The organism is Pedobacter aquatilis, from assembly GCF_032678405.1.
GTDB classification, from domain to species: Bacteria; Bacteroidota; Bacteroidia; order Sphingobacteriales; family Sphingobacteriaceae; genus Pedobacter; species Pedobacter aquatilis_A.
The window spans coordinates 50434-74222 of the sequence record NZ_JAVTSJ010000007.1; the positions used below are offsets into that span (position 1 = coordinate 50434).

Genomic DNA, 23789 nt, shown 5'->3' on the forward strand with positions numbered 1-23789 from the left:
TTAGGTTTTTAAATGATTAAGCTGATGCATGGTTGTACCCAGATTTGCATAGAGCTGCTTAAATATGACGAAATATTTTTGATATTCAAGATGTGCAGCTGCATTGGGTAAAATCGTTCTTGGTGCAGTATTTTTATGGTTTGGATAATGAGTACTTAAGCCATTCGCTTTAGCAGCAAGGTAGGCAGCACCTACGGCCGAGGCGTCTTCTTCTAATACGAGGACCAGTTTTTTGCCGGTAATGTCTGCTAAGATTTGCATCCATACTGCCGAATGTACGAATCCGCCGCTCACATTAATTTGTTTAATATAGACTTCGGTATCTTCTATGGTTTTGAGTACATCGTTTAGCGCATAACAAATTCCTTCAATTACTGCCCTCGACAAATGATTCTGGTTATGATTTAATTTTAAACCAAAGAATGTACCCGAACTTTCACTATCCCATAATGGCGCCCTTTCGCCCGCTAAATAAGGGAGAAATAACAACCCCTCGCTTCCGGCGGCGGTGCTGGCTACATGATCAAATAAGGTTTTATAATCTTCAGGCAGCAGTGTGTCTTTCCCAAAAACGTTCTTCATTAACCATTGTAGTGCAATTCCGCCATTATTTACCGGACCGCCGCAGACGTAAGTTTGCCCATCAAGAATGTAGCTGAAAGTCATTCCAGCCGGGTTGTAGATTGGCTTGTCGCTGGCAAGCCTTAACGCTCCACTGGTTCCAATTGTTAGTGCCGCTATTCCGTTCGTTGTAGCTTCACTCCCCAGGTTAGCCAGGCACCCATCACTTGCGCCAATAACAAAATTTGTATCCAATCCGTTCAAAGCCGTTATAGTATGCTTTCTGGTATCAACAAGATAATTTGTTTGTACAGGAGTCGATAAATGTCTTTCTTCAATACCAGCAAGCCTTAACGACGCTTTATGCCATGTTTGATGGTGAATATCGAACAAGCCGGTGCATGAAGCAATGGAATAATCAATTTTGTATTCACCAAAGAGTTTAAACCATATGTACTCCTTTATGGATATAAATTTATGGGCAGTATCGAACAACACTTTTTTGTTTTTTCGTAGCCATATTAGTTTGCTTAATGGCGACATGGCATGTATTGGTGTACCGGTTGCTTCGTAAAGTGCCATACCCTCAGGCGATGCTTTAAGTACATTTGCTTCTTCTGCGCTTCTGCTATCAGCCCATGTCATCATGGGTGCTAAGGCTTTGCCTGATTCATCAACCATGATCAGACTATGCATCGCCGAACTTAAACCAATGGTAACCGGAGCGACTTTGAATCTGTCAACCAGCTCATTTATACAATTGGTAAAGGCATCCCATATCATTTCCGGCTGCTGCTCGCTTTGCCCTTCCCTTGTACTGTCGGTGGTATAAAAGAACTGACTTGAGGCTACCGGCTGATAAGTTAAGTCTAAAGCTACCGCCTTTGTACTACCTGTACCGATATCAATCCCAATAATATATTTCATGTATAAGGTTTATACTGCAATTTATATTTTTGAATTAAGAATCATGCAGTTAATGAGGAATTTTAAGCATCAGAAATTTGCCTGTGCATTTCGGGTTCCTGCAAAGCATAAAACTGAAAAAAAATAAAAAATCCCTTCTGATATGCTAAATTTCAGAAAGGATTTAATATGATGAACGGTTAATTATAATCTTATTTCGATGCGGGTTCAGGCTTTAAGCAATTTTAAGCATTGGTTTTGTTGATAACCTGTTTTTTATCCTGCTCAGCGTTTCCAGTCGCATACCGAGGTAGCTGGCCAGGTATCGCTGAGGTATTCTGCTAATGTCGGCCTCACTCTTTGTAAATCTCGAGTAGCGGCCAAGCGCAGTTGGTATTCTGGCTAGTGTAGAACGCTCACTTGCGGCATAATACTGAATGGCGAGTAGTTTCCTTGAAATCAGATTTGCCTCCGGATACACATTGTTCAGTAAATGAATCAGCTTGTAAGGGATTCTGATTAATTCGCAATCTTCAATCGCCTGGATATATTCTAATGAATAGTTTGACAACTGTTGAGGATGTTTTAAGGCTTCAACAAATTCATGTTCAAAACCAAACCAGGTACTGATATCCTTGTGTTCTTCTTTTATAAAACCTCTTACAACGCCTTTTAATAAAAAGAATACGGAGTCGTTTGTATCAAATGGTGAAAGTATAAACTTGTTTTTTTTGACCGATACCAGGCTGCATTCTCTCTGGTAGTACTGAACAAAAGCTACCGAAAGCGGGTGGAATTGCTCAAGGTATTTAAAAAGCGGCTGAAGATAGGTTGGGCTATAGGATGCTTTAATTATCATGTATTGAAAATAAGCTGAAGATATTCCTTTAGCGGTATCTTCATTTATTTCAAAGTTATGGGCTATTCATAAAAATGGTCTTCTTTGCCGATAAAATGAACTCTAACGATTCAATCGTTTGATAGATTATTGATTTTATTTGCCTCAGGCACTTAATTCCTGGCCAATGTAAGTTGTCGGCATAACCCCTTTTTCTTTTTTAAAGGCATTATAAAAGGTAGCCTGATTCTTAAAACCTGCATTTTGGGCAATAGCCAGGATAGTCATTTTTGTTTTGAACAAGGGGTATTGATCAAGGAAATGACTTACACGGTATCCGTTGATCCAGTCGCGGAAATTTTTGCCCATATGATTATTGATTACATAAGAACAGTGATGAACCGGAACATTTATTTTTCCGGCCAGATCGACAATTTGTAAATCCGGATTTAAAAACATAAGATCTTCCTCCATGGCATACTTCATTTGGACAATATATTCCTCCAGTTGGTTCTCTGTGATTTTAATTTTTTTCAGTGCAATGGGTAAAAGCCCTGATTCTTTTACCTTCCTTTCTTTTTGATGATCAATAGCGCTTCCCGGATTATTCAGGTGTCCTGATAAATCTGTACGCTTTAAGGATTCTTTTTTCCTCCAGTCGATACCCACCAATAATGCACCATAAAAAATATGCGGCCGGTAGAGCGCATAAAGCAGTACACCTAGCAGTGCAGCACAATTAAGGAAAATAAAAATAGGGTTATAGAGCGGGACGTCGAAAAAACTCGAAAATATCCTGATCAGCCCCATTAACTGGAAAAAAGTAGCAATTCTCAGTATAAAGAGTACCCAATATCTTTCCGGGCTGTCCTGAACATCATCCTTTAATATCTTTGACTTGAGTACCGCCCACCAGCATAGCACCAGATAAGTTATAGTAAGCATCGGCCGGAAAAGACTATGGAAATAGGCAGGAAACAATCCGTTTTTTGCTTTTAGAGAGAAATAACCATATTCATTAAATTGCATGATAATTAACTCCCAGTTCAAAGCAGTGCTGCCTGGCCATGGAATTACGTGAATGACCGCAATAGCTGCAGGGATAAAATGAAGCCATTCTACGCTCCTCAGGGAACGATCACTTCTAAAAAATCCGGTAACATAGAGGTAAAAAATTGCCGGGGCTGCGAAATTTAAAGGAGTGAAAACCTGGAAAAGTATAAATGAAAGCTCATGCCGGTTTGAGCTCATTAATAAGGATACCAGAATGTGCGCTGAACGGGTAAATAGCAATACCGATAGTAACCTGTTTTGTGTTTTGTTTTCACTTTTAGCTAAAAACAAGTGCACGGCAAACAGGAAAAGGAAAAAACAGGTAATACTGACTAAAAAGTTTAAAATCGACATGGCTCAACCCTCCTGATAATGTTCGCTTCTAAATGATTGCAATTATGGGTAAACTAGCGTTGATACCTTACAGATCGGTTTAAACGAAACAACGTAAATCCGCTTAGGTAGCTTAAGTTTGTTTGCGATATAAAATCTGGAAAAAAAGAGCCATTATCTCCTTTGAATTTATTATCCATGAGCATTAAATAAAACAGTAAGTAATTATTATAGGGAGATAAACAAAGATGATGTTTTTTTTGACTTAAACAGCATTAATCTGACATAGAATTACGTAATTGTTTTTCAATACTTCGAAACGATATTGAGATTTCAAACAATCTGATAACCGTTACACTAAATAATATGGGATATGGGTAATGGATTACAAATTAAAAATTGATGTATTTTAAAGTCCTCTCCTCCTTAGCGCCCTTAACTTCCTAAAGCTTATGAGGCCAATTGGCAATGCAAATATAATAAAGGAGTTATCGATTGGGCATTCAGTAACATAGTAAGTTTCAGTGTAATTCTCGTTATGTCCGATCCAACAGAATCCCAAGTAAAAATCGCATACATAATAAGTTCCGGTTCTGGTTGTACCGGTTGCAACAAATTTACACGCAGAATTGGATTGACAACTAATTACATTTCCATTTCTGTCGTAAATGCAATTGCCATTAGTAGAAACGCCCCATTGCTGAGCAGCGGATGTAAACCGAAGAAAAACAAAAAATAAAATAATCGCAAATAGTCTTCCCATATGAAAAAAATAATGGGATGCACTAAATAGGAATATTTTATAAAAGTATTCTTAAAAGTGGTAAGAAAAGAAAAAAGTCTGTTAACCTTATTGATAAATATCAATAAGATTGATGTTTATCAATTTGGAATTGGTTTTTAATTTATAACTATCTGATTTTTAGTTATTTTATTTTGAAAGTTTTTAACCCGAACTTATTCACTATTATCGCTGTCAACGGCTACTTTACCATTACCTTCAATAATAAAACAGATTAAACCAATGAGAACACTCAGTGAAACCCAGAATTCTGTGTAAGGGCGAAAAATGCCATGGGAGATATTAATGAAAAATACAGCCCCGATTAATATTGGCAGATTAATAAGGCAGAAAGTTCGTGTATAGGTTCCTATAGCTATGGCTGCTCCGCCAACAATATGCGCAAATATGATAAGGTGAGCGAGTATACTGATCGAAACCGCAGCACCTAGATGTGCACCCCTCATAAGTGAATTAAATGCTTCAATTCCGGTCCAGAAAGAAACCCCTTTCCAAATCAGAACAATACCTAAAATTATACGGAATAAATCGAGCCAGGCAGGGTGGTGTTTATCACCCCAATTCTGAATGTTTTTTATAGTGCTCATAATCTTATCAATTGGTTATAAACAATATACGTAAAAACAAAGAGAATGTTTGTTGTTTAGGGTAAATTTAACATTTCGCCATTTTGTATTTTGTGATAATCTCAGTCACGAACCAGTATCATTTTTAAGCTTTTCATATAAATTTTTAGATATTTATTTCCTCAATGTACAATGGCATGATATCAGCAGATAGAATTAAAGATAAAGTCAGAAGAACACTTTACCAGAAATTACTCTACAAATTTGGTTTTGGTAACCGAGTTGCTAAAAGTACCTGGGAAACGCAGTTTGAAGATGGGTTTTGGAACTATTTATATAGTAAAGAGGAAATGGCTCATTACCTGAAAATAGTGGAAAATTACCATCATTTATCGCCCGGAGGTAGAATCCTTGACATTGGTAGTGGAAATGGGGCTTTGTATGCTTATCTGGTTCAATCAGGGATGAACACACAACTTTACCTGGGAATTGATATAGCCGAAGCTGCAGTTAGAGATGCTACATTGCGATTTCCAAAGGCTGATTTCAAGCAACTCGATTTTGAAAAGAGTTCCTTGAAGGACAGGTTTAATGTAATCGTATTTAACGAAAGCCTCTATTATTTTAAGCGGCCGTTAAAAAAGGTAGCAGAATGCATTAAACATAATTTAAAACCAGGTGGTTACCTGATCATTTCAATCGTCGACTACGGAAAAAATAACTTCCTGTGGACTTTATTGAAGAAAAAATATGAGTTTATCCGCTTCGAGGATGTAGAAAATGAGCAAGGTCAAAGATGGAAAATCGGGGTAATTTCTCCTGGCTAACTAAAAATCTTCTTTCTAAAAACTAATAAGGGGTCTAATAAACTTCTGAAGAGCATATACCTCTTACTTAATTTAAACCTCATACTTTTGCCATTATCAGATTGATGAATCTGAAAACGCCTAAGGGCATATCTTTCCTGACGTGAACTGTAAATGCCCGCACCATATTGAAAACCAGCATTGTTAAGTATCTTTTTATATCCCTTTGGAATACAGCCATAAGGATAGGCAAAGGAGATTATTTTTTTGTTTAATAGTGTTTCCAAAACCTGTTTTGACGATACAACTTCCTCACTAGCCTGCTGACATGACATTTTCTTAAGATTTGCATGCGTATAACCGTGGCTGCCGATTTCCATACCATGTTTTGATAATTCTTCTAGCTGTGAAGGATTCATCAATGGTACAGCTATTGCTTCATGTTCTATTATATCCCAGGTATTTACGCCGCCAATGTAGGCTGCCGGAATAAAAAAAACCGCTTTCATTTTGCGTTTTATCAATTCCGGAATAACAAAGTCAAAAAGGCTGGAAGGACAATCATCAAATGTTAATACAATTTTATTTTTAAGAGGATTTTCATGAGCAGAATTTGAAATTTCTTCAAACGTGGTAGATTCCAATCCCTTTTCTTCAATCGTATTTAAGAAAGCAGTAAATTTAGCACTTGTAATGGATACATTTAAAAGACTGTTATGCTGTTCATCAGATATATGATGCAGCATGGCAACGGGGATGTTCATGAAATGGAATAATTCCTTAAATCTGATTAATTTAGAGCGTACACAAAGGAACAAATTAAATACGTTAAGGCATAACCTTAATGTTTAAATTTGATTAAAGTCATTCTTTATTAATCATTTATAACTATATTTTTACTTCCAAACCAGAGTTGCCATGCAGATTGCTACGTTTTGAAACTCATTCATTAGTAAAGTTTAAATTTTTGGGAAAAAAAAATCACCCTTTGAGGATGATCAATTGCTTTTGTATAATAAACTTTTATGCGGTAATTAACCTTTGTTTCAATTTATTTGCCGGATTACCTTGATAGATCCAATAGGCTTCCAAATCAGTTGTAGCAACAGCACCTAATGTTAAAACGCTGTGGCTATGTAGTGTAATTCCTGCTGAAACTTTTGCTCCGGCACCAACCCATACACCATCTTCTAAAATGATAGGATTTGTAAACAGATCGAAGGATTTTTTTTTGTAATTATGATTCCCGTTAATGAGCATGGCCTGTTGCGAAATACAACAATTAGAACCAATTTTAATCCAATCAAGATTTTCTAGATAACAATCTGCCAGCCAGCTGAAGTCGCCTATTTCAAGTTTCCAGGGATACTTAACATGAATGCCAGGTTTAATCCTGACTTCTTTTCCAATCTTTGCACCAAATAAACGCAAAGTAAATACCAATATATTACTGAAAGGTACAATACCACTTTTGAAGAAAAACACGGAGGTAAAATACCAAAGGAATTGTTTAATGCCTGAAGCACCGACTTTGTAATTCCCTGTATTAAAATTCTTATGAAGTTGCGTTTTTAACAAAATGTACTATTTAAACGAAAGCATTTAAGTTTATTTCGAAATCGATTTAGTATTTTTCTTAATCCAGATGTAAAGCATGATGAAAATTACAATGTAAACCAGTACATTAAATATTTCATGGTGATATTCAAAGTAATTTCGCTGGCTGTGGAAAGTGCCAAATAATAAGCCTAAACCCGCAATACGACAAATATTTAAAAGATAAATACTAACTAGGCCAATAACAAGCATTTTAATGGTTTCTTTCCAGCTTGCAGGAAATGCCAGTACAAAAGCGGCTAAAAAACTCATAACGCCTAAACCTAAACAAGAGTAATTAATGCGAAGTAGCGGGCCTGCAACTACCATCACATCCTGTTCATTATGGATAGCATAAAAACCAAATAATTTAATAATCCAAACTGCAGGTACAATAAGGGCCGTTTTTAAACCCTGTATATAATCAAAATGCTGGGCAATGTAAGCATTGTAATATTTTCCGCCTGGGCTCATCACGCTATTCATAAAGATATTCCCCTGACTAAAAATAATGTACAAAATAAATAGCATAACAATAAATCTGATTGCTTTTTTATCAGCCTGTTTCTTTGCTTGTTGGGTTGTGATTTCGTCCATATTTGTTTGAATTGCCTAAAGATAAATATTATAAATGTGAGTTCGAATTTGATTGTGTTTTCTGTAAAGCTTTAATTTTCTGATCTACCAGCCTCCTGAACCAAAAACCTTGCAGGTAATGAAAACGTCTTCCGGTTTTACTATCAAGAAATCCGAATTGAAAAACCATCCTGAAAATGTAGTAAAGATAAGGCCTTAATCCTAAAGGTAATCGCCACCACATGCGTTTCAACCAGGCTTTCCTTTCATCCGGATTACCCATTAAATTAGGTTTTAAAGATTGATTACGAAGTTTTTGCATTCGCTCTATCTCTTCCTGGGCAATCAAATCACTATAACGCTCATGCTTTTTAAACCAGAAGCTGATATCATTTTCCTTTAAATTCTCCTCAAGGAGGTGACCTTTTTTCCAGATAATGGTTTTGCCGGGAACAATAAAACGGTGATCCATATTCTCATTTAAATCCGAATAGCCAATTCCGTTTCTGAACATTTTTAAAAGGTAAAGCGGATAGTAACCACCATACCTGATCCACTTGCCATGAAAGAAATTCTTACGGTTAAAATAAATACCGTTGATGCCTTTATATTGCTCATCATCAAATGCTGAAAGCAATTTAAAAAGCTCAGGCGTTACCATTTGATCAGCATCCAGGCCAATAATCCAGGGTGTTTGAATATCAAAATTCTTTAAGGCAAAATCCCACTGTTGGGGATGATTTTCAAATGGATTAGTTTTTACTTCCGCACCATAACTTGCGGCAATCGCTAAAGTGCTGTCTGTGCTGCAACTGTCCAGGATAAATAGTGGTGCACCTAAATCCTTTATGGAATCAAGTAGCCGTGGTAAATGAATTGCTTCGTTATAAGTTAAAATAATAAAACTGAAATTTTTATTCATGTTGTCACGCTGAGCGGAGTCGAAGAATCTTTTCGTATAAATCTAAATATTTCGCGGCCAGAACCTCATCATTAAAATCCTCCCTAATCAGATTTGGTGCTATACTTCTGATTTCTTTTCTTTTGAGTTGATTATGATAAGATTCGTTTATTTTTTCTGTGATATCATTAGGATTTAAATTACAAACCCAACCCAATTCATTTGCTTTTATGTAATCAGAAAGCCCCACTTTTTCACTAAGCATAACAGGTGTTCCCACACTTAAACTTTCAATAACCACATTGGCAAAATTTTCATTATATGAGGTGAGTACCAACAAATCATGTTGAGAGATTATTTCGAACTTATCTTCATTGCTCACTTGCCCAATCCAGTTTATCCTGGAACTCAACTTTAAGCTTTCCGCCTTCCGCTTTAAGCTTTCCACATAAATATCGTCACCCGATCCGGCTATGGTAAGTGTCCAGTCTATGTTAAGTAAAGCCAGTGCATCGAATAACAAATCCAGTCCCTTCTTTTCCTCAATCCGCGACAGAAAAATTAGTTTAAAGCTACTCTTTTCGTATCCCTGCTCTCTGCTTCCGGTTTTCTGCTCCCAGCTCTTAGCTTTAGCCTTTATGCTTTCGGCTTTAAGCTCCTCTTGATACTTGATACTTGATACTCGATACTCGATACTCGATACTTGATACTCGATACCCGATACTTGATACGCTACATTAACCAAATTCGGAATAACCGTAATATTTTTTGGCCTAACAATCCTTAAAATATCCTCCTTTTCCTGCTCACTTGTTGCATGTATATGGCAATATTTTAATAATCGTTTGCCGATGACCGAATGGATAATTCTTTTGGCAAGCGTGTTTCGATTATATTGAGTATAACTGGTAAGCATGCCTCTCGGTGAAAGTACAACAGGAACCTTATACCATTTAGCAACAAAACAACTGAATACCGAAACCAGGTTCCACCAGGCATGGATGTGAATAATAGGCTTTGTATCCTGAGCGATTTTTTTGTCATCCTGAGCGCAGCGAAGGATCTCTTTACGTAGCTCCCACAACAATGACGGAGAAAAATGACTATGGTCTTTTGTCAACCTTTTAAAATAAGTAACCGGCACACCATCAATCAGAATAGGCTCATTAACCGCTACATTCAATTCATTCAGGCCATTTGCGGTAGTTGTAAAAACCTGAAGATTAATTAGTCTTTCTTTTTCCTCTGTGCTTTGAGCTTTAGGCTTTAAGCTTTCCGCTTTTTGCTCCTTGCCCTTCACCAACGACTCACACAACTTTCCAACAGATTGAATGGGGCCACCATAAATATAAGCAGGTTTGTAGGAGGCTGTAATGTGGAGGATTTTCAATCAGTTAGATTTTAATCTGTTGAAGAAATTTTTTAAGCGCAAATCGCCTGATTAATTCATATATGAGCAAATACATTAAAAGACCTCCAACAAGCTTATTTAAGGCAGATTCAAACATATATATGAGTATGAAAAGAGGAATGATCATCGCTGTTCCAATTAATTTATCTGGACTACTTAACATAACATATTTATAAACCAAACCAATTAGGGATCCAAATGCAAAAAGACCGATAAACATCCACGGAACACCGAAATCAATATAGTTTTCTGTCACATATCCCAAACTGATTGATGTTCCTTGTTCCGTTCCGGCAACAAATATTCCTGAATATTTTCTTGTTGTTTCAGAATCATCTATCGCACTTTTGTTAGGAAATAAAATTCGAGGTTGTAAAACTCTACCCACAGCATCACCCCATAAACGACCGTGTGTATGAGGGATTACTCTAGGTACATAATCGATGGTTGCAGAAAAAAAATCAATGTAGGCTAGTCGGTCAACAGTTTGTTTAAAACCCGAATTTATGGCTTTTTCATCAACTTCACTTACTAGTTCACCTAACTTAGTTAATGATTCACGGGTACCTCTGATAACGTTCTGATTAAGCTGACCACCAGATAAATAATTCCGGTATTCGGGTTTTACATATTGCCAAACAATAACCATATATATTAAAGTTACAGTAATTCCAGCCAGCGGCATAACCTGTTTAAATTTCAGTTCTTTGCTGTAAATAACTAGAACACCACCAAAGATAACCAGAAAGTAATCTTTAAAACTGGAAAAGAAACCTGTCAGGCTCATCACAACCTCTGCAATCGCTATAATTGAAAAAAGTTTATATTGCTTAGTGTAAAGACAACTGAGCATGAAAATAAAAAACACCATCCATTTAAAATCAGCTAGTTTGGAAATAGGTTGCTGCAATCCACCAAATCTAAAAGAACCTTCAGATATAAAAGGATAAACTAAAGCCACAATGATATATATAGGGACCAACTTTCTAGAATCATAAGAAAGAGCCAGTTCTTCATAATCCGTTTCTGGAAGAACATACCCTCTAATTACAATAAAAATTCCGACAGCAACCGCAATTAATCCGATGTTACCACAGATAAAAGCTTCCTGAATATTCTGGTAATTGTTAAATGTTTCTTCAAAATTTAGCCCCTCGAAGTTCGCATAGAATACTTTTATATTTACTGACGACCATTGTAACATCAAGCCCAGGAATAAAAAGGGAGCTTCATTTTTTTTCCATAAAAGTGAAAATAAAATAAAAGGAACGGTAACCGCACATAATGTTTGAAAAGGATTATGACTTGTTACTGAATATAATATTAATAGAAATAATAATATTTTTCCTGAATTTCCTATCGGCTTAAATCTATCCATTGAAATACAAAAATGTCTTTTGTTCTAGGGTTTTGCAGAGAATTTCTACTGCCCTTTTATAATTCCAGTTTTTAATTTGATTTTTTGAATTCTCACCCATTTTAAAAAGGTTTTCTTCTGGGAGTTTACAAATAATATTTTTAAGTGCAAGTTCATCTCCTGATCTAAAAACCCAGCCATTCTTATCAATTTCTACTAAATCTTGATAACATCCAACCTTGTCGGAACAAATAATTGCCTTTCCGGCAGCCATTGCTTCGTTTATTGCTAATCCCCAGGTTTCGGCAGGTCCTTGTGAAGGTAGACAAAATATGTCGCAGGCCTGGTAAATGCCTGGCATCTCACTTTGATTTTTAAAATCTATAAAATGAATGTGGTTACGTTCTAATTTACTATTATATGCAATAGCTTGCATTTTAAGCTTATCTTCAAGTTCTCCATTGCCAACAAAGAGAAGATCAATACTTTTGTTATTGATTTCTGTAAAAGCATTCAATAAAATCTCAGGATTCTTTTTCCTTTCAAACTTACCTGCAAAAAGAATGAGTATGTTGTCTGACGGGATATTTAAATCCAATCTTACTTTCTTCGATTTTGAAAGTTGATCTTCTGCGAATCGTTCATTATCAACAGTATGTGGCACAAATACTAATTGGTTATCGCTCAAGCCGAAAGTCTTAAAATAGGATTTATTTGCCGTACCAACATATAAAGCTAAATCAGTAAAGCGGTAAACCCATGATAACAAGAATTTTCTCAACAAAATTTTAAGCGGATTTGATTTGTCTAACAACGTGGAATCGCCTCTAAACCATATTGGGATATTTCCTTTAAAATGCCGCATTAGTTTCAGATGGCTATAATAAGACCAGCCATAAATTAAAATTGCTTTTGGATTGAACTTTTTAATTTCATGGTTTAATTGCTCATTTTTAATACCCCAAAAGGAATTCAAACTCGGATTTTTTGCGGAATTATCCATAAACTGGAAGTCATAACCACTTAAAAGCGGGATATCCCAATCAATGACTTTTTTAAAGCCATTATCGTAATTTGATAAGTATCCATTTTTCCCGAAAGTATAAAAAACCTTAAGTTCACACACCTCTGCCAGCATTTTGAATAGAGGACTGTAATACTGTACCGGATGTGAAATAACTATTGCGAGCTTATTCAATTAATTTCTTTTTGAGCTAAAACCTGATCAAATAATATACATTGTTTTTCTGTCATGGCCCTTGCACGATATTTTTCGTAAGCACCCCAGTCAATTTGCACTTCAGGGAGGTTATCATTAGCTAAACCTGAAAGAAAGGATAGAATTGTCGAATCTGTTTCCTTATTGCCTGATATATCTGCAATATAGCCGGCATTACATTCAATAAGTGTTTGTGCTGCGCTACTGTGCAGGTTAAATATAGCTAACAAGGGCTTCTCAACCAAAATATATGGATATATTTTCGAAGCAGTGTATGCGGGAAGTTCATGTCCTGGTATAAACAAAGCATCCGCATTCTGTAAGTTGTATATGCTCTCGTAAAAGGAAATTCTATCTGTATCTTCCTTTACATAATCCTCAATACCAAGTTTTTCGGCAACGCCAAATAATGTTTTATTTCCTTGCCCTAGCGGAGCATAGCTTGTACCAATAAAATGAAATCTGAGTAGTTTAAAATGTTCGAAATCAGATTCAAGACCCTTTTTGAATGCTGTTAATAGTAATGAAACGGCCTTTTGCATATCATAGCCTCCTCTGCCTACATATACAATATGTTTATAAGCGGGGTTATTATCAAATACAATTCTTAGCTGCTCTTGGTTGGCCGCGGCAATTTGTAGATCTTGTTTAAACCCTCCAAATGTAATAACTGATGTAGGGATATTTACAATGTGTTCGTATCTTTCTGTTAGTTCATTGATATACCCTGAAGAAACTGCCAATAAGCCATCAACATTTTTCATGGCTATTGGCTCCAAATACTTATCCTGCCGATAAGAAAACCAATACTTTTTTGGTTGTTGGTGCTTTGGCTTGTCTTTATAATAATCGGTAAACCAGGGGTCTTGAACATCTATTACGTAAGGAACCCCCAATTTTTTTTTCCAATAATTACCTAAAATGCAGATGGGGTATTGCGTCGTAGAAAAATAGATGAGATCATAATGTTCTTTTTTTAGAAGCTTATTTACATATTTTTTATAAAACCACATCGAACGGAGTGCAATGCTCCCTAAACCAAATTTACGTGTCCATTTCTTATTTAGTGCTTTTACATAATGTATTCTAATATCTTTTGGTACAGAATGAATCAATAGATAATCAAAAACAGCATCTGTATACGTTTCCTGAACACAAATAACTTCAGGCTCCCAACCAAAATCTTTAAAAAATGGTAAGCTCATTCTAACACGTTGCATATCTGCTGTATTGGATGGAGGGAAGTAAGGAGATATAATTAAAACTTTTTTCAATTATTTATGAATTTTATTAAAGAATTTTGGATATACACCCATCGTTAAATGTAAACCATATGCTGTTCTCAACAATGTTTTGGTTTTACTTTTTATCGGAAGCCATATTTTTATGTAATAAAATAATCGTTCAAATCTGTTCGTTCTCCATTTATCCCAACCGATTCCATTTATGTAATATTCTATAATGCACTGATAGTTCCATTTCCAATCGAGTTTGAATGCCCTATCATTCCTGAAAAGTACATCATTAACGATACCTTGATCAAATGGCCCCCAAATTAAGTCTTTATCTGTCTTTGGAGTATATTCTCCATTTAGGTAAGCTTCTTCCAGTAAATACAAGGCGGTTTCATCACAAACAATAAACCCTGTATTAGCTGTCCATTTTACATGTTCAGCATTTGTATTTATCTGTACACTGTCCATGCATAAACCAACATATCCCAGAGGTACATCTTCCATAGGGGGTGCATTTTCACTCATTAGAATATCGTCATCAATTATAATATACTTATTAAATCCGGGCAAGATTCTGTGGACCATCAGTTTTGTAAAATGCGGGGAACGCGTATGGGTACTTACATAGGGCTTTTTAAGAAGACAGGCAGAATATCCATGTTTGGAAGCCCACTTATAAACTCTTGAATAACTAAACCTGGTCAAATGATCTCTTTTTCCAATGGAAACCATTACAACTATGGTATTTATATTTTCTTTCAATTTCTGAATTTGAATAGTTTAGATTTTAATTTTTTTCTGGCATCACTCCAATCAATCAGTTCATCAACTATGTCATAAAATCCTCGTTGTACTTCAGGTATTTCATTGCTTTCAATCCTCGAAATCAAATTTTTTAGGCTTTTATGAAAATATTCGTTCCGGTAGGGGGGATGTAATGACCACATTCCTTGATGTTTTCCTAGGAAATCAATTCTGATTAAATCATTTTTAAGCATGAAATCTGCGATAAGATGCTCTGGCAAATCAGCATTGTTATTGCCATTTAAAATAGCTTTAATTTGGTTTTTAAGACCAGGCTTTGTTAGATGAAGCTTATACTTATGGACCAAAGATTTTTTAATCATAAATATTCGCGTACTGAAACCTTCAAGCTGAAATTTATAGGGTTCTTCATCAAATTTTTTTATAATAGTTTGTCCTATTAAACACTCATCATTTGCAGGTGGGCCAGGCAAGGGGGCAACGCAAAAAAGGTTCTTGTTATTATTATAAAGTTCGGTAGCTTCACTGATCCAGGTATCACTTCTGCCTCCTAAAAACATATCTGCATCTAAATGTAGAATAATATCGTTGCTACAATTATACATTCCGAAAAAATAGCAATAAAAAGGTCCTCCTCTGAAATCTTTTTCGGGAATGAATCGTTTCCCAAAAAAATAGTCTGCAACTTTACTTTTAATTATTTCATCATAATTGACATAAATAACCCTAGCGGAAAAGTTAATCTCAATAGTTGACAGAAAAGTATCAAGTTTGACTTTGTTTTCGCTCCAACCCTCCGAAAACCTGCCTTTACTGGGCTTTGATTCTACTACAATAACAATCTCGTCTACTTGCTTTGCTAAAGCATTTAATTGATGTACTAGGATTAATCTTGCTGAAGGGTAATCTCCAGGGGATAAATTAATCTGTAAACTTATTTTTTCTTTAATCAATGGCACTTTGAACTAGGTTTAATAGTTTCACTACTTCATTTTCCCAACTGTATGCGGTTGCAGCAAGCACTACCTGCTCCTGAAATCTTTCAAGGATATCTTTTGCGGTCAATAATGATTTGATCTCGTGATCGCTTATATTTTCGAAATCAACCAGTAAACCTGGGGTAAATTTTTTAAAAATTTCCATTTGACCGATTGTATTTGTTGCAATTACGGGCAAACCGCACTGAATATACTGAAAGAATTTATTGGTAATAGTAAATTCTCTGTTTTTAGGCTGATGTAGTTCTATAGCTAAACCAATATCAAACTCTGAAAGCAAATCGCATAGTTTGTCTGCATCAACAAGAGGATGAAAAGTCAACAGGCATTTATCTGAAGTTGAGAGCAAAAGCGTGTTTTTGTATTCTTCTTCTACTTCTCCAACGAGATGAATTTCCACCATAATATTTAACTTATTTACTATAAGTAAAAACTCCTCCAACCCGCGGCCTGGTCCGATGTTTAAAGAAAACCAAACAAGTTTTAATGGAAAACCTGCTTTTTTTACCTTACCAAACAACCTCTCAATAGGGCTAAATGAATTATAAATTACTGTTGGTTGCTTGGTGTTATAAGTTTTGGAAAGTTGTTGTGCCAATGCCATTGATGTAGTAGTACAGTACATTCCTTTTGTTAACGCGAATCTTTCTGCATACCTCAATAATGCTACTGGTCTGGATATCCTTCTTTTTTCAGGAAGATCTTCTGAATGCCAGTCTTCAATATCAAAGGCTACGTTGTAACCAGCATTAATAAGTTTTGTACCAATATATAACGGGAGCTCCTGATGACAGATATATAAATCAGCTTTTAAAGATTTACTAATTTTTAAATATCGGTTTGGTGCATAGCCAAGGGCATAACAAGTCTCAAATTTCAAGTATTTTACCAATAAACCGCCGGCTTTTTTTATCACTCTGTCAATTAAAGAGCGCAGGTCTTTTTTTGATAAATCTGAAATATGTGTAATTCTTATTGATTCAGTATTCAAAAGCCTTAAATCATTCTTTGCAAGCTGTTCAGAATAGATTGAATTTAGTACATGCACTTCATAACCGGCTTCAGCTAATGCCTTAGCTTCCTTTAATACCCTAGGATTTCGGCTTAAGTGGGTATGCGTAATGATGCAAATCCTAGTCATTGCCTTTCGGTATTAAATTAATACCTTCAGTCAGATATCGCCATAAATGTCCATTACGCCTTTTAAATTTAAAACATTTTATAAAAATAGTTGGATGTTTAAGATTATAAAGGATAAAAAACAGCCAGTCATTTATTTTTGCATGTTTTAATAAAAATCTACAATTTTTATATAATAATCCAGTGTAAAGAAGCCTGTTTGTTGATCTTACCTTTTCATTGCGTGTTAAATTCCAAAGACTTTTAGCTAAATTAGTTGTTGGTTCAACTATCTTAAAAAAGCTGGATAATAATATAATGTAATGTTCATATAACCCATCTAAATTAGTTCTTCGATTAGTAGATCGTGTGAAATTATAATTCGCAAGTGGTTTGTTATTTAAAATAATTGGATAATTGAAATGTCTTTCTCTAAATGGCTCTACAAAATCAAACCTAATGTCTGTAGGAAGTATATATTTTTGAAGGTTATTATTTCTTATAAGCATGGCTCCGTTGGAGTGCAATGCACCATATGACTGTTTTATATCCCCAAATTCTATCAACTCCAATTTTTCTTTGGAATATGGCCATATTGTTTCATTCAATGATTCGCTATTGCCATCGATATTTTCTTTCCATAAATGCATGTTCGACCAAGCCATTTCAACATGTGGATATTCATCTAACAGTTTGGTCATTTCTTTTAAAAAAGTAGGCTCCCACCAGTTATCGTCTTCCAATAAAGTAATATATGTGGCGTCCGTAGATTGATACATCAGATTAAAAGTGACTACTGGGCCAAGGTTTTTTTTATGTTTAATGTATGTAAAACGGGAATCGTTAAGTTGATTTACATAATCGGCTAAAAGCATATCAGCAGGATCATCATTGTGAATTTCACAAATCCAATTATCAAATGTTTGCATCAATAAACTATTAATAGCCCTTTTTAAACTACTATTTCTCTTGTAAGTGGGAATAAAAACTTTTACAGCTGGCATTAAAGTTTTTTATAAATACGGTTGTGGCCAACGTTCATAACATTGACAAAGCCTAAAGTTGGGATGATTTCAGCTGCATCTGAAACCTGCTGATGTCCCTTCCAAAATGCTGTGCCAGGAATATTATTTGATGCATCATCCATAATTAGAAAACCGCCATTTTTAATAAACGGTGTGTAATTTTTAATGTCTTTTATTACAGTATCATAAGTGTGATCACCATCGATATAAATAATATCAAAGTAGTCAGTCGTAAAAGAATTTATAATTTTATTTTCAGTAGAATAACCCTTATGAAGTGTAATTTTATCAAATTCTAATTCGTGATACTCAAAATGCTTTTTTACAATCTCAAAATAATCTACATCATCGTAAAAATTTGCAGACTCATGTATTCGTCGGAATTTTTTACTAAACCTGATAAGTAATTTATACAATAATTTTGATTTAGGTTGGGTCTTTCCTTCAAATGGTGAAATGGCAAATATTGAAGTATTTATTCCCATTTTTTTTGCAATAAGCGCCCACAGCGAAATTACCTGCCCTTTAAAAACACCTATCTCTAACAGATTTATCGGATTAGAGTTCGTAGGTTCATTTAGATGATTTAATAACAAATACCACATGTAGTGGAATGCAGCATCTCCAAATCCTAATTGATTTTCCTCCACATGTAACCGATGATTATATAGCCATTCTATTTCCTTAGTTTTTTGATTAAACTGTTCGAAAATAAAATTATTATTTTCTTCCGTATTGATATAGCTATTTACCTGTTCTGAAAAATTCATTTTTATAAAATTGCAATCTTTTAATGTTTTTCCAACCTATTATTCGTGCTAATAATCTATATTTTTCAGGTAATAATTCTGAAAAATCAATTTCTCCAAGTTTACATATTTCCTGACTTGCAAGTTTTATCAAATCTTTATGTTGTGGATAGTTATTATATATAAAAGTGGCATATGTTTTCGCACTCAGTCTTTTGGCTATATCAGATGTTGAATGCTTTAAAAGAGTAGCTGTTGCTAATGAAATAGCCAGAAATTCTGATTCAGCACCTTTTCTCGATTTTAATCCTGAAAGTGTATTATGTGAGCCTGATCTATATGAGAGTATAGCATTTTCACAAAAAAGAACTCCATTCGATGACAAAATAATTCGGGTAAAAAAATCAAAATCATCAATTAAGCTTAATTTTTCATTCCATAATCCAGCTTTGTGAATAATGGTTCTGGGAATGAGAAATATTCCTGGCTGGGTCATAGATTGATTCTCTTTCCACGAAGAATAAATCCATTCTAAAGGTTTCATATCTTTCCAACACTCTTCAGGATTCAATTTAAACGTGCCGATATCATTTGAATAAAACCTGCCCCACTTACCCGATATTATACAGTCCTGATTATTTTTGGCAATTTCCAATTGCGAATTTATCATATCTGGATTTATTAGATCATCAGCATCAATAAATTTTATAAATTGTCCGGATGCTTTCTTAAAACCAAAATTTCTGGCGAAGGCAGCACCAGAATTTTCAATCGTATACACCTGCATCCTATTGTCTGTAATTTTTTTTACCTCACTTAAACTATCATCACTGCTCCCGTCATTAACAATTATCAACTCCCAGTTTTTGTATGTTTGAACTAAGATGCTATTTATTGTGTCTTTTATAAATAGTTGTGCATTATGCAAGGGGATAATGATAGATACGAGTGATTCCAATGATTAAATTTTATGCTTGCGTTTTAATTTCTCAAATAATGAGAATTTGCCGTAATTCCCATTTTTATCATATTCATAATTTTTCCATACCTCATTCCATAAATGCAGTGTGAATGAGTTTTTTTCGATTTTTCTTCCAGCCATCGTATCTGGTTTAAGTGCTGGCCTGAATATTTCTTTTAATCTGCTAAGTCTTGAGCGTTTATTCAATATTAATTCTCCAACATTTTTCCAGGTAATAGGATTAAAGCACTGATATGGAAATATGTAACCTTCGAGTTGTAATTCTTTAACAACTCTTTGGAATAAAAATGGTCCAGCTAGTCCAAAATCCATATTCGGTAAATCTATTTTTGAAATTTCATCAAGACAGTAAGTGAAAAATGGATGGTTTGCAGGAGCTTTAAATATACAATTGTTAACAAGCTCACCATAATCACCTTCATAGCTTGAGCAAAAAACCAACTCTTCTCTTTCTGGTAAATTGTTCAGGCAAATAATATCCATATCAACCCACCAGCCACCATTTTTCTGAATTAGTAATAATCTGAATAAATCGGCAAAGCCGGATACAGAATTTTTCGCCCAACCTGTTTTGTATCTAAAAATTGCTTCTTTCTCAATTATATTATTAGCATCCATGATAATTGTGCCTTTAGGAGCGTTTTTTATTTCTTCATACGTATAAAGATGAAAATCATAACCATGATCCAAGAATGATTTAATACAAAGTTTTTCTACATTTGAGAGTTGGCTACCTATCCAAAGTGATTGTACAAATTTTGGATTTATATTTTTTTCCATGCCTTATTAAAATATTCGTTTTTTGATAAATCCACATAGTGGTGAAGAACCCCGTATTTAGTTTCGATGATATTTGATGTTGGATTTACGATATATCTATTTTTATCCAGAACAGTAGTTGTAGAATTGCCAATAATCATTGCAGTTAATGCCTGTTCAAGATAATAGGATGTTTTTTCTTGCTTTTCCAATTGTGCTACCCAGTTTTCCAAACACTCCCAGTTTATTGCAGAACTTTTAAGTCCGATTACACCAACATTTACTTTTGATGGGATTTTTGCGCTACTTAGCGTTTCCATTAATTCAATACTGTAACCATAAGACTGCTCACAATCTTGCATGTAAATTGGCTTTTCTGGTTTATTTAACCAGTTTACTATTTCATTAGCATAACTCCAGAATAGCATATCAGAATCTAATACGAGCTTCCACTCGTTTTCTTCAATACTATGAATATCGGTTAACTTTTTAATGTGAGGATAGACTTTTCTCTTATGATGAAGATTGGGGAATTTATCTTTAGGTAGGATTCTTCGAAGGTTATCCTCAACCTGCCCAGCATCTATGATTTCTGCATTTTTAATTTTTGCTTTTGTGAAATCTTTTAACTCTGTGTCAAAGGTACCATCATCTACAAGAAAAAATTTAAAAGTATCCGGATGATACTTCACGATTGACTTTAAACAGAATAATGTTTGATAGAGATATTTTTTTCCTGTAAGAAAGTATATTGGAATACCGGTTTCGTTTGAAACGATTTGAGGCAATAATTTGCTTGCTGAAATCATTTTGTTACGGTTGATTATCATTTTCTGATAATTTATAAAACCGCCATAATGCCCGTAAACTTTAAATTTAGAAATGGGATGCCGATACAGTACGTCGATAATTTTTTGAATGGTTGTCAATAATAACGTATTTAAGAAAAGTAAAACGCGTCACGCCAAAAAAGGTGCCGAACATTACTGGTATAATGCCTCCCAATTAATGCCCCCGATGTTGGTCTCAGCGATTGGTTATCACTGTTATAATTTCCAATGATATGCTGGTTCCACAAAATACCAAAAGAATCGCTCGCAATTTCAGCAAATATTGTTTGTTCTGATAAAAAGTCATAATTAGGATGAATGTATTTTATTGCTTCTTCTAAACGGTATTTTTCATACAAATCTTCACCGTAGGCATATACTAACCCGGCATTTAAACTTCCGTATTCATCAGCCGAAGCATTAAAAAAAATCAAAAGTCTTTCATCATACGAACCCTTCCAATCTGCAGATCCACCACAAGCTGGTTTCATGTCGATGTTTGGAAAATAAGGGACAAAATCTTTAAAGAATAGTATATCACTGTCAATCCATATCACGGGCTTTATTTCTGCATAATGTAGTATAATGGCAAGCTTTTTTCCGAAAGGATTTAATTCAGCGTAACTTTTAATGGCGTTCCTGTTTTTCCTTTGATGGTAAGTAATGCTTTCCTGCCAATGCTTAATCTGTATGGCACCTTTCCAGAATTTTAATGAATGTTTAATCTTCTCTGTTGTTATGCTCCCATCAGAAATGATAACCAATTTAGGCAGTTGCGACCATTTTTTACTGATTGAGAATAAACAGCACTTTACCATATCAATGTGGTTTTTTCCTGTCATCATTAATATGGTTTGTGCTGATTGTGGCCGCTCAGAAGTTCTGAACCTTTTAAAGCTTAAAATGAGCCGATAAACTAAAGGTAATCTATACGCCAGTGATTTTTTTATTCTCCTGATCATTCAGCCAAACCATCAAATAAACCACAAGCAGCACGCCATTTTATATAGTTTGTTTTATTCATCCATGCTTTGTTACTAAACCAGGCTTTTATCTTTCTTAATTTCAAAGTACGGGATGAAATTTTTTTCCATGGATTTATCTGATGTGATTCAAGCAGAATTACCCATGATTTATTACTATGGTTAATTAACTTACAGATATATTTAAAAGCCATGCGAGATTTCGGTATTATATGCTGTAAAGTGAGTTTTGGAAAATATCCAACCTTCCATCCCGATTTTAATATTTCAAGTACAATGTCATTATCTCCCCCCGAGCTTAGAAAACTTCCTGTCCGGTCCAAAATAACATGGGCTTTGTTAATATAAGATTGTAAAGCTTCTTTCCTGATTACCATTCCTGCACCTATTGGTGATGCATCAGGATATTTATTTTCCCATGTTGCAATTAATTCTTCGTTCCCTAAATCGCGGATTGCAAGTGATGAGTAGAAGTTTTTTAACCATGTTTCTGGAGAAGTATCAAAAAGTGGGATAACTTTTCCTCCTGCAGCACCAAGATCCTTTTTCTTATCAAAAACAGTTAAGGCATTTTTTAAATAATCCCGATCTAAAAGGTTATCATCATCAACCATAACAATAAGTTCACCTTTAGCTACCTTAAAACCTGCTAACCTGGCATGCGTTAAACCTTGTTTTTCGACAAAAATAATTTTTGAATTGATATCTTTTGATAGAATAGGGGTCACCCTTTGATTGGAATTATTATCAATAATAATAAGCTCCCATAAATCTATTGCTAATGTTTGCTGTTCAAGGTGTTTAATTGTTAAATTTAATCTATCCAGATTCGGATTATATGTTGGCAATATTACACTGATGAAGTTAATCATTCCTGTAACCAATAATTTTTGCGGGAACGCCAACGGCGATTGCGTACGGTGGTAAATCTTTTGTAACTACAGTTCCTGCGCCAACTACACATCCATCTCCTATATTTACATTTCCCAATATTTTAGCCCCTGCGCCAATCCAAACATCATTACCAATTTTAACCGGCATTAAAATATCTCCCTGAGATCGGATTAAAACGTCTTTGCAGGGGATCGTATGATTAGAACTAACTATGCAGGTATGCATGGCAATAAGTGTGTTTTCTCCGATTTCTACGTTTCCATGTCCATATATACATACGTATTCTCCCAGAAAAGTATTATGGCTTATATTAACACTCCCTCCATAACATTTGATAACAACTCCTTTAGAAAGTTCACATTTCTCACTGATATTAATAGAACCTTTCTTTTGATTTAAAAATCCTCTGTTTAGCAATATGTCAGATCCAATAATTACATTATTCTCAATATTAACCCCTCGCGCTTTATAAAAATAAATAAAAAGGAGGTTAAAGGATTTTTGTATAAAATTTAACATTGCTTG

25 protein-coding genes are annotated in these 23789 nt (G+C 34.8%); 1 reads left to right on the top strand and 24 read right to left on the bottom strand.

Annotated elements, in window-relative coordinates; genetic code table 11:
- The 5 genes from R2R71_RS18135 to R2R71_RS18155 all read right to left on the bottom strand — a co-directional run bounded on the left by R2R71_RS18135 (position 1) and on the right by R2R71_RS18155 (position 5080).
- Positions 1-1488, bottom strand: a complete 1488-nt coding sequence (locus R2R71_RS18135; protein ID WP_316832695.1) for a gluconokinase — start codon at positions 1486-1488, stop codon at positions 1-3.
- Between the two features lie 214 nt (positions 1489-1702).
- The gene (locus R2R71_RS18140) at positions 1703-2326 is read right to left on the bottom strand and encodes a Crp/Fnr family transcriptional regulator (protein ID WP_316832696.1); all 624 of its coding nucleotides are present in this window, start codon (positions 2324-2326) and stop codon (positions 1703-1705) included.
- Between the two features lie 144 nt (positions 2327-2470).
- Positions 2471-3712, bottom strand: coding sequence for a helix-turn-helix domain-containing protein (locus R2R71_RS18145; RefSeq protein WP_316832697.1), 1242 nt, complete (start codon positions 3710-3712; stop codon positions 2471-2473).
- Positions 3713-4100: 388 nt separating this feature from the next.
- Complete coding sequence (locus tag R2R71_RS18150; protein ID WP_316832698.1) at positions 4101-4454, bottom strand: hypothetical protein; 354 nt, start codon at positions 4452-4454, stop codon at positions 4101-4103.
- Positions 4455-4648: 194 nt separating this feature from the next.
- Positions 4649-5080: a DoxX family protein gene (locus tag R2R71_RS18155; protein WP_316832699.1), complete on the bottom strand. Its 432-nt coding sequence runs from the start codon at positions 5078-5080 to the stop codon at positions 4649-4651.
- 176 nt (positions 5081-5256) lie between these two features.
- On the opposite strand from R2R71_RS18155, the gene R2R71_RS18160 reads away from it, so the two are divergent.
- Positions 5257-5886 carry a class I SAM-dependent methyltransferase gene (locus tag R2R71_RS18160; RefSeq protein WP_316832700.1) on the top strand — a complete coding sequence of 210 codons (630 nt, stop codon included), beginning with the start codon at positions 5257-5259 and terminating at the stop codon, positions 5884-5886.
- On the opposite strand, the gene R2R71_RS18165 is transcribed toward R2R71_RS18160, so the two are convergent.
- The 19 genes from R2R71_RS18165 to R2R71_RS18255 all read right to left on the bottom strand — a co-directional run bounded on the left by R2R71_RS18165 (position 5883) and on the right by R2R71_RS18255 (position 23783).
- Complete coding sequence (locus R2R71_RS18165; protein WP_316832701.1) at positions 5883-6629, bottom strand: polysaccharide deacetylase family protein; 747 nt, start codon at positions 6627-6629, stop codon at positions 5883-5885. The genes R2R71_RS18160 and R2R71_RS18165 overlap by 4 nt on opposite strands.
- Before the next feature lie 259 nt (positions 6630-6888).
- On the bottom strand, positions 6889-7443 hold the full coding sequence (locus R2R71_RS18170; protein ID WP_316832702.1) for a WcaF family extracellular polysaccharide biosynthesis acetyltransferase: 555 nt from the start codon (positions 7441-7443) through the stop codon (positions 6889-6891).
- A gap of 30 nt (positions 7444-7473) precedes the next feature.
- Positions 7474-8058, bottom strand: a complete 585-nt coding sequence (gene xrtY, locus R2R71_RS18175) for an exosortase Y (RefSeq protein WP_316832703.1) — start codon at positions 8056-8058, stop codon at positions 7474-7476.
- A gap of 28 nt (positions 8059-8086) precedes the next feature.
- Positions 8087-8959, bottom strand: coding sequence for a glycosyltransferase family 2 protein (locus R2R71_RS18180; RefSeq protein ID WP_316832704.1), 873 nt, complete (start codon positions 8957-8959; stop codon positions 8087-8089).
- 4 nt (positions 8960-8963) lie between these two features.
- Positions 8964-10328: an XrtY-associated glycosyltransferase XYAG1 gene (locus R2R71_RS18185; RefSeq protein ID WP_316832705.1), complete on the bottom strand. Its 1365-nt coding sequence runs from the start codon at positions 10326-10328 to the stop codon at positions 8964-8966.
- A 4-nt stretch (positions 10329-10332) separates the two neighbouring features.
- Positions 10333-11727 (bottom strand): hypothetical protein, encoded by a 1395-nt coding sequence (locus tag R2R71_RS18190; protein ID WP_316832706.1) that lies wholly within the window; start codon positions 11725-11727, stop codon positions 10333-10335.
- Complete coding sequence (locus R2R71_RS18195; protein WP_316832707.1) at positions 11720-12904, bottom strand: glycosyltransferase family 4 protein; 1185 nt, start codon at positions 12902-12904, stop codon at positions 11720-11722. Before R2R71_RS18195 ends, R2R71_RS18190 begins: the two co-directional genes overlap by 8 nt.
- Complete coding sequence (locus R2R71_RS18200) at positions 12901-14199, bottom strand: glycosyltransferase (RefSeq protein ID WP_316832708.1); 1299 nt, start codon at positions 14197-14199, stop codon at positions 12901-12903. Before R2R71_RS18200 ends, R2R71_RS18195 begins: the two co-directional genes overlap by 4 nt.
- The gene (locus R2R71_RS18205; protein ID WP_316832709.1) at positions 14200-14922 is read right to left on the bottom strand and encodes a hypothetical protein; all 723 of its coding nucleotides are present in this window, start codon (positions 14920-14922) and stop codon (positions 14200-14202) included.
- Positions 14919-15878 carry a hypothetical protein gene (locus tag R2R71_RS18210; protein WP_316832710.1) on the bottom strand — a complete coding sequence of 320 codons (960 nt, stop codon included), beginning with the start codon at positions 15876-15878 and terminating at the stop codon, positions 14919-14921. Before R2R71_RS18210 ends, R2R71_RS18205 begins: the two co-directional genes overlap by 4 nt.
- Positions 15871-17064, bottom strand: coding sequence for a glycosyltransferase (locus R2R71_RS18215; RefSeq protein ID WP_316832711.1), 1194 nt, complete (start codon positions 17062-17064; stop codon positions 15871-15873). The genes R2R71_RS18210 and R2R71_RS18215 overlap by 8 nt, the downstream gene beginning before the upstream one ends.
- Positions 17057-18046 carry a glycosyltransferase family 2 protein gene (locus R2R71_RS18220; RefSeq protein ID WP_316832712.1) on the bottom strand — a complete coding sequence of 330 codons (990 nt, stop codon included), beginning with the start codon at positions 18044-18046 and terminating at the stop codon, positions 17057-17059. Before R2R71_RS18220 ends, R2R71_RS18215 begins: the two co-directional genes overlap by 8 nt.
- Complete coding sequence (locus tag R2R71_RS18225; RefSeq protein ID WP_316832713.1) at positions 18046-18837, bottom strand: class I SAM-dependent methyltransferase; 792 nt, start codon at positions 18835-18837, stop codon at positions 18046-18048. The genes R2R71_RS18220 and R2R71_RS18225 overlap by 1 nt, the downstream gene beginning before the upstream one ends.
- Positions 18812-19774, bottom strand: a complete 963-nt coding sequence (locus R2R71_RS18230; protein WP_316832714.1) for a glycosyltransferase family A protein — start codon at positions 19772-19774, stop codon at positions 18812-18814. Before R2R71_RS18230 ends, R2R71_RS18225 begins: the two co-directional genes overlap by 26 nt.
- Before the next feature lie 3 nt (positions 19775-19777).
- Positions 19778-20578, bottom strand: a complete 801-nt coding sequence (locus R2R71_RS18235; RefSeq protein WP_316832715.1) for a glycosyltransferase — start codon at positions 20576-20578, stop codon at positions 19778-19780.
- Complete coding sequence (locus R2R71_RS18240; RefSeq protein WP_316832716.1) at positions 20563-21366, bottom strand: hypothetical protein; 804 nt, start codon at positions 21364-21366, stop codon at positions 20563-20565. Before R2R71_RS18240 ends, R2R71_RS18235 begins: the two co-directional genes overlap by 16 nt.
- 131 nt (positions 21367-21497) lie before the next feature.
- Positions 21498-22205 (bottom strand): hypothetical protein, encoded by a 708-nt coding sequence (locus R2R71_RS18245; RefSeq protein ID WP_316832717.1) that lies wholly within the window; start codon positions 22203-22205, stop codon positions 21498-21500.
- A 140-nt stretch (positions 22206-22345) separates the two neighbouring features.
- Positions 22346-23242: a glycosyltransferase gene (locus tag R2R71_RS18250; protein WP_316832718.1), complete on the bottom strand. Its 897-nt coding sequence runs from the start codon at positions 23240-23242 to the stop codon at positions 22346-22348.
- Positions 23235-23783: an acyltransferase gene (locus tag R2R71_RS18255; protein WP_316832719.1), complete on the bottom strand. Its 549-nt coding sequence runs from the start codon at positions 23781-23783 to the stop codon at positions 23235-23237. The genes R2R71_RS18250 and R2R71_RS18255 overlap by 8 nt, the downstream gene beginning before the upstream one ends.
- Positions 23784-23789 lie beyond the last annotated feature (6 nt).

What these genes read in the sequence shown, in the direction of transcription:
- R2R71_RS18135 (WP_316832695.1), bottom strand. Translation starts at nt 1,488, where the DNA reads ATGAAATATATTATTGGGATTGATATCGGTACAGGTAGTACAAAGGCG.
- R2R71_RS18140 (WP_316832696.1), bottom strand. Translation starts at nt 2,326, where the DNA reads ATGATAATTAAAGCATCCTATAGCCCAACCTATCTTCAGCCGCTTTTT.
- R2R71_RS18145 (WP_316832697.1), bottom strand. Translation starts at nt 3,712, where the DNA reads ATGTCGATTTTAAACTTTTTAGTCAGTATTACCTGTTTTTTCCTTTTC.
- R2R71_RS18150 (WP_316832698.1), bottom strand. Translation starts at nt 4,454, where the DNA reads ATGGGAAGACTATTTGCGATTATTTTATTTTTTGTTTTTCTTCGGTTT.
- R2R71_RS18155 (WP_316832699.1), bottom strand. Translation starts at nt 5,080, where the DNA reads ATGAGCACTATAAAAAACATTCAGAATTGGGGTGATAAACACCACCCT.
- R2R71_RS18160 (WP_316832700.1), top strand. Translation starts at nt 5,257, where the DNA reads ATGATATCAGCAGATAGAATTAAAGATAAAGTCAGAAGAACACTTTAC.
- R2R71_RS18165 (WP_316832701.1), bottom strand. Translation starts at nt 6,629, where the DNA reads ATGAACATCCCCGTTGCCATGCTGCATCATATATCTGATGAACAGCAT.
- xrtY (WP_316832703.1), bottom strand. Translation starts at nt 8,058, where the DNA reads ATGGACGAAATCACAACCCAACAAGCAAAGAAACAGGCTGATAAAAAA.
- R2R71_RS18180 (WP_316832704.1), bottom strand. Translation starts at nt 8,959, where the DNA reads ATGAATAAAAATTTCAGTTTTATTATTTTAACTTATAACGAAGCAATT.
- R2R71_RS18190 (WP_316832706.1), bottom strand. Translation starts at nt 11,727, where the DNA reads ATGGATAGATTTAAGCCGATAGGAAATTCAGGAAAAATATTATTATTT.
- R2R71_RS18215 (WP_316832711.1), bottom strand. Translation starts at nt 17,064, where the DNA reads ATGACTAGGATTTGCATCATTACGCATACCCACTTAAGCCGAAATCCT.
- R2R71_RS18220 (WP_316832712.1), bottom strand. Translation starts at nt 18,046, where the DNA reads ATGCCAGCTGTAAAAGTTTTTATTCCCACTTACAAGAGAAATAGTAGT.
- R2R71_RS18225 (WP_316832713.1), bottom strand. Translation starts at nt 18,837, where the DNA reads ATGAATTTTTCAGAACAGGTAAATAGCTATATCAATACGGAAGAAAAT.
- R2R71_RS18235 (WP_316832715.1), bottom strand. Translation starts at nt 20,578, where the DNA reads ATGGAAAAAAATATAAATCCAAAATTTGTACAATCACTTTGGATAGGT.
- R2R71_RS18240 (WP_316832716.1), bottom strand. Translation starts at nt 21,366, where the DNA reads ATGATTTCAGCAAGCAAATTATTGCCTCAAATCGTTTCAAACGAAACC.
- R2R71_RS18245 (WP_316832717.1), bottom strand. Translation starts at nt 22,205, where the DNA reads ATGGTAAAGTGCTGTTTATTCTCAATCAGTAAAAAATGGTCGCAACTG.
- R2R71_RS18250 (WP_316832718.1), bottom strand. Translation starts at nt 23,242, where the DNA reads ATGATTAACTTCATCAGTGTAATATTGCCAACATATAATCCGAATCTG.
- R2R71_RS18255 (WP_316832719.1), bottom strand. Translation starts at nt 23,783, where the DNA reads ATGTTAAATTTTATACAAAAATCCTTTAACCTCCTTTTTATTTATTTT.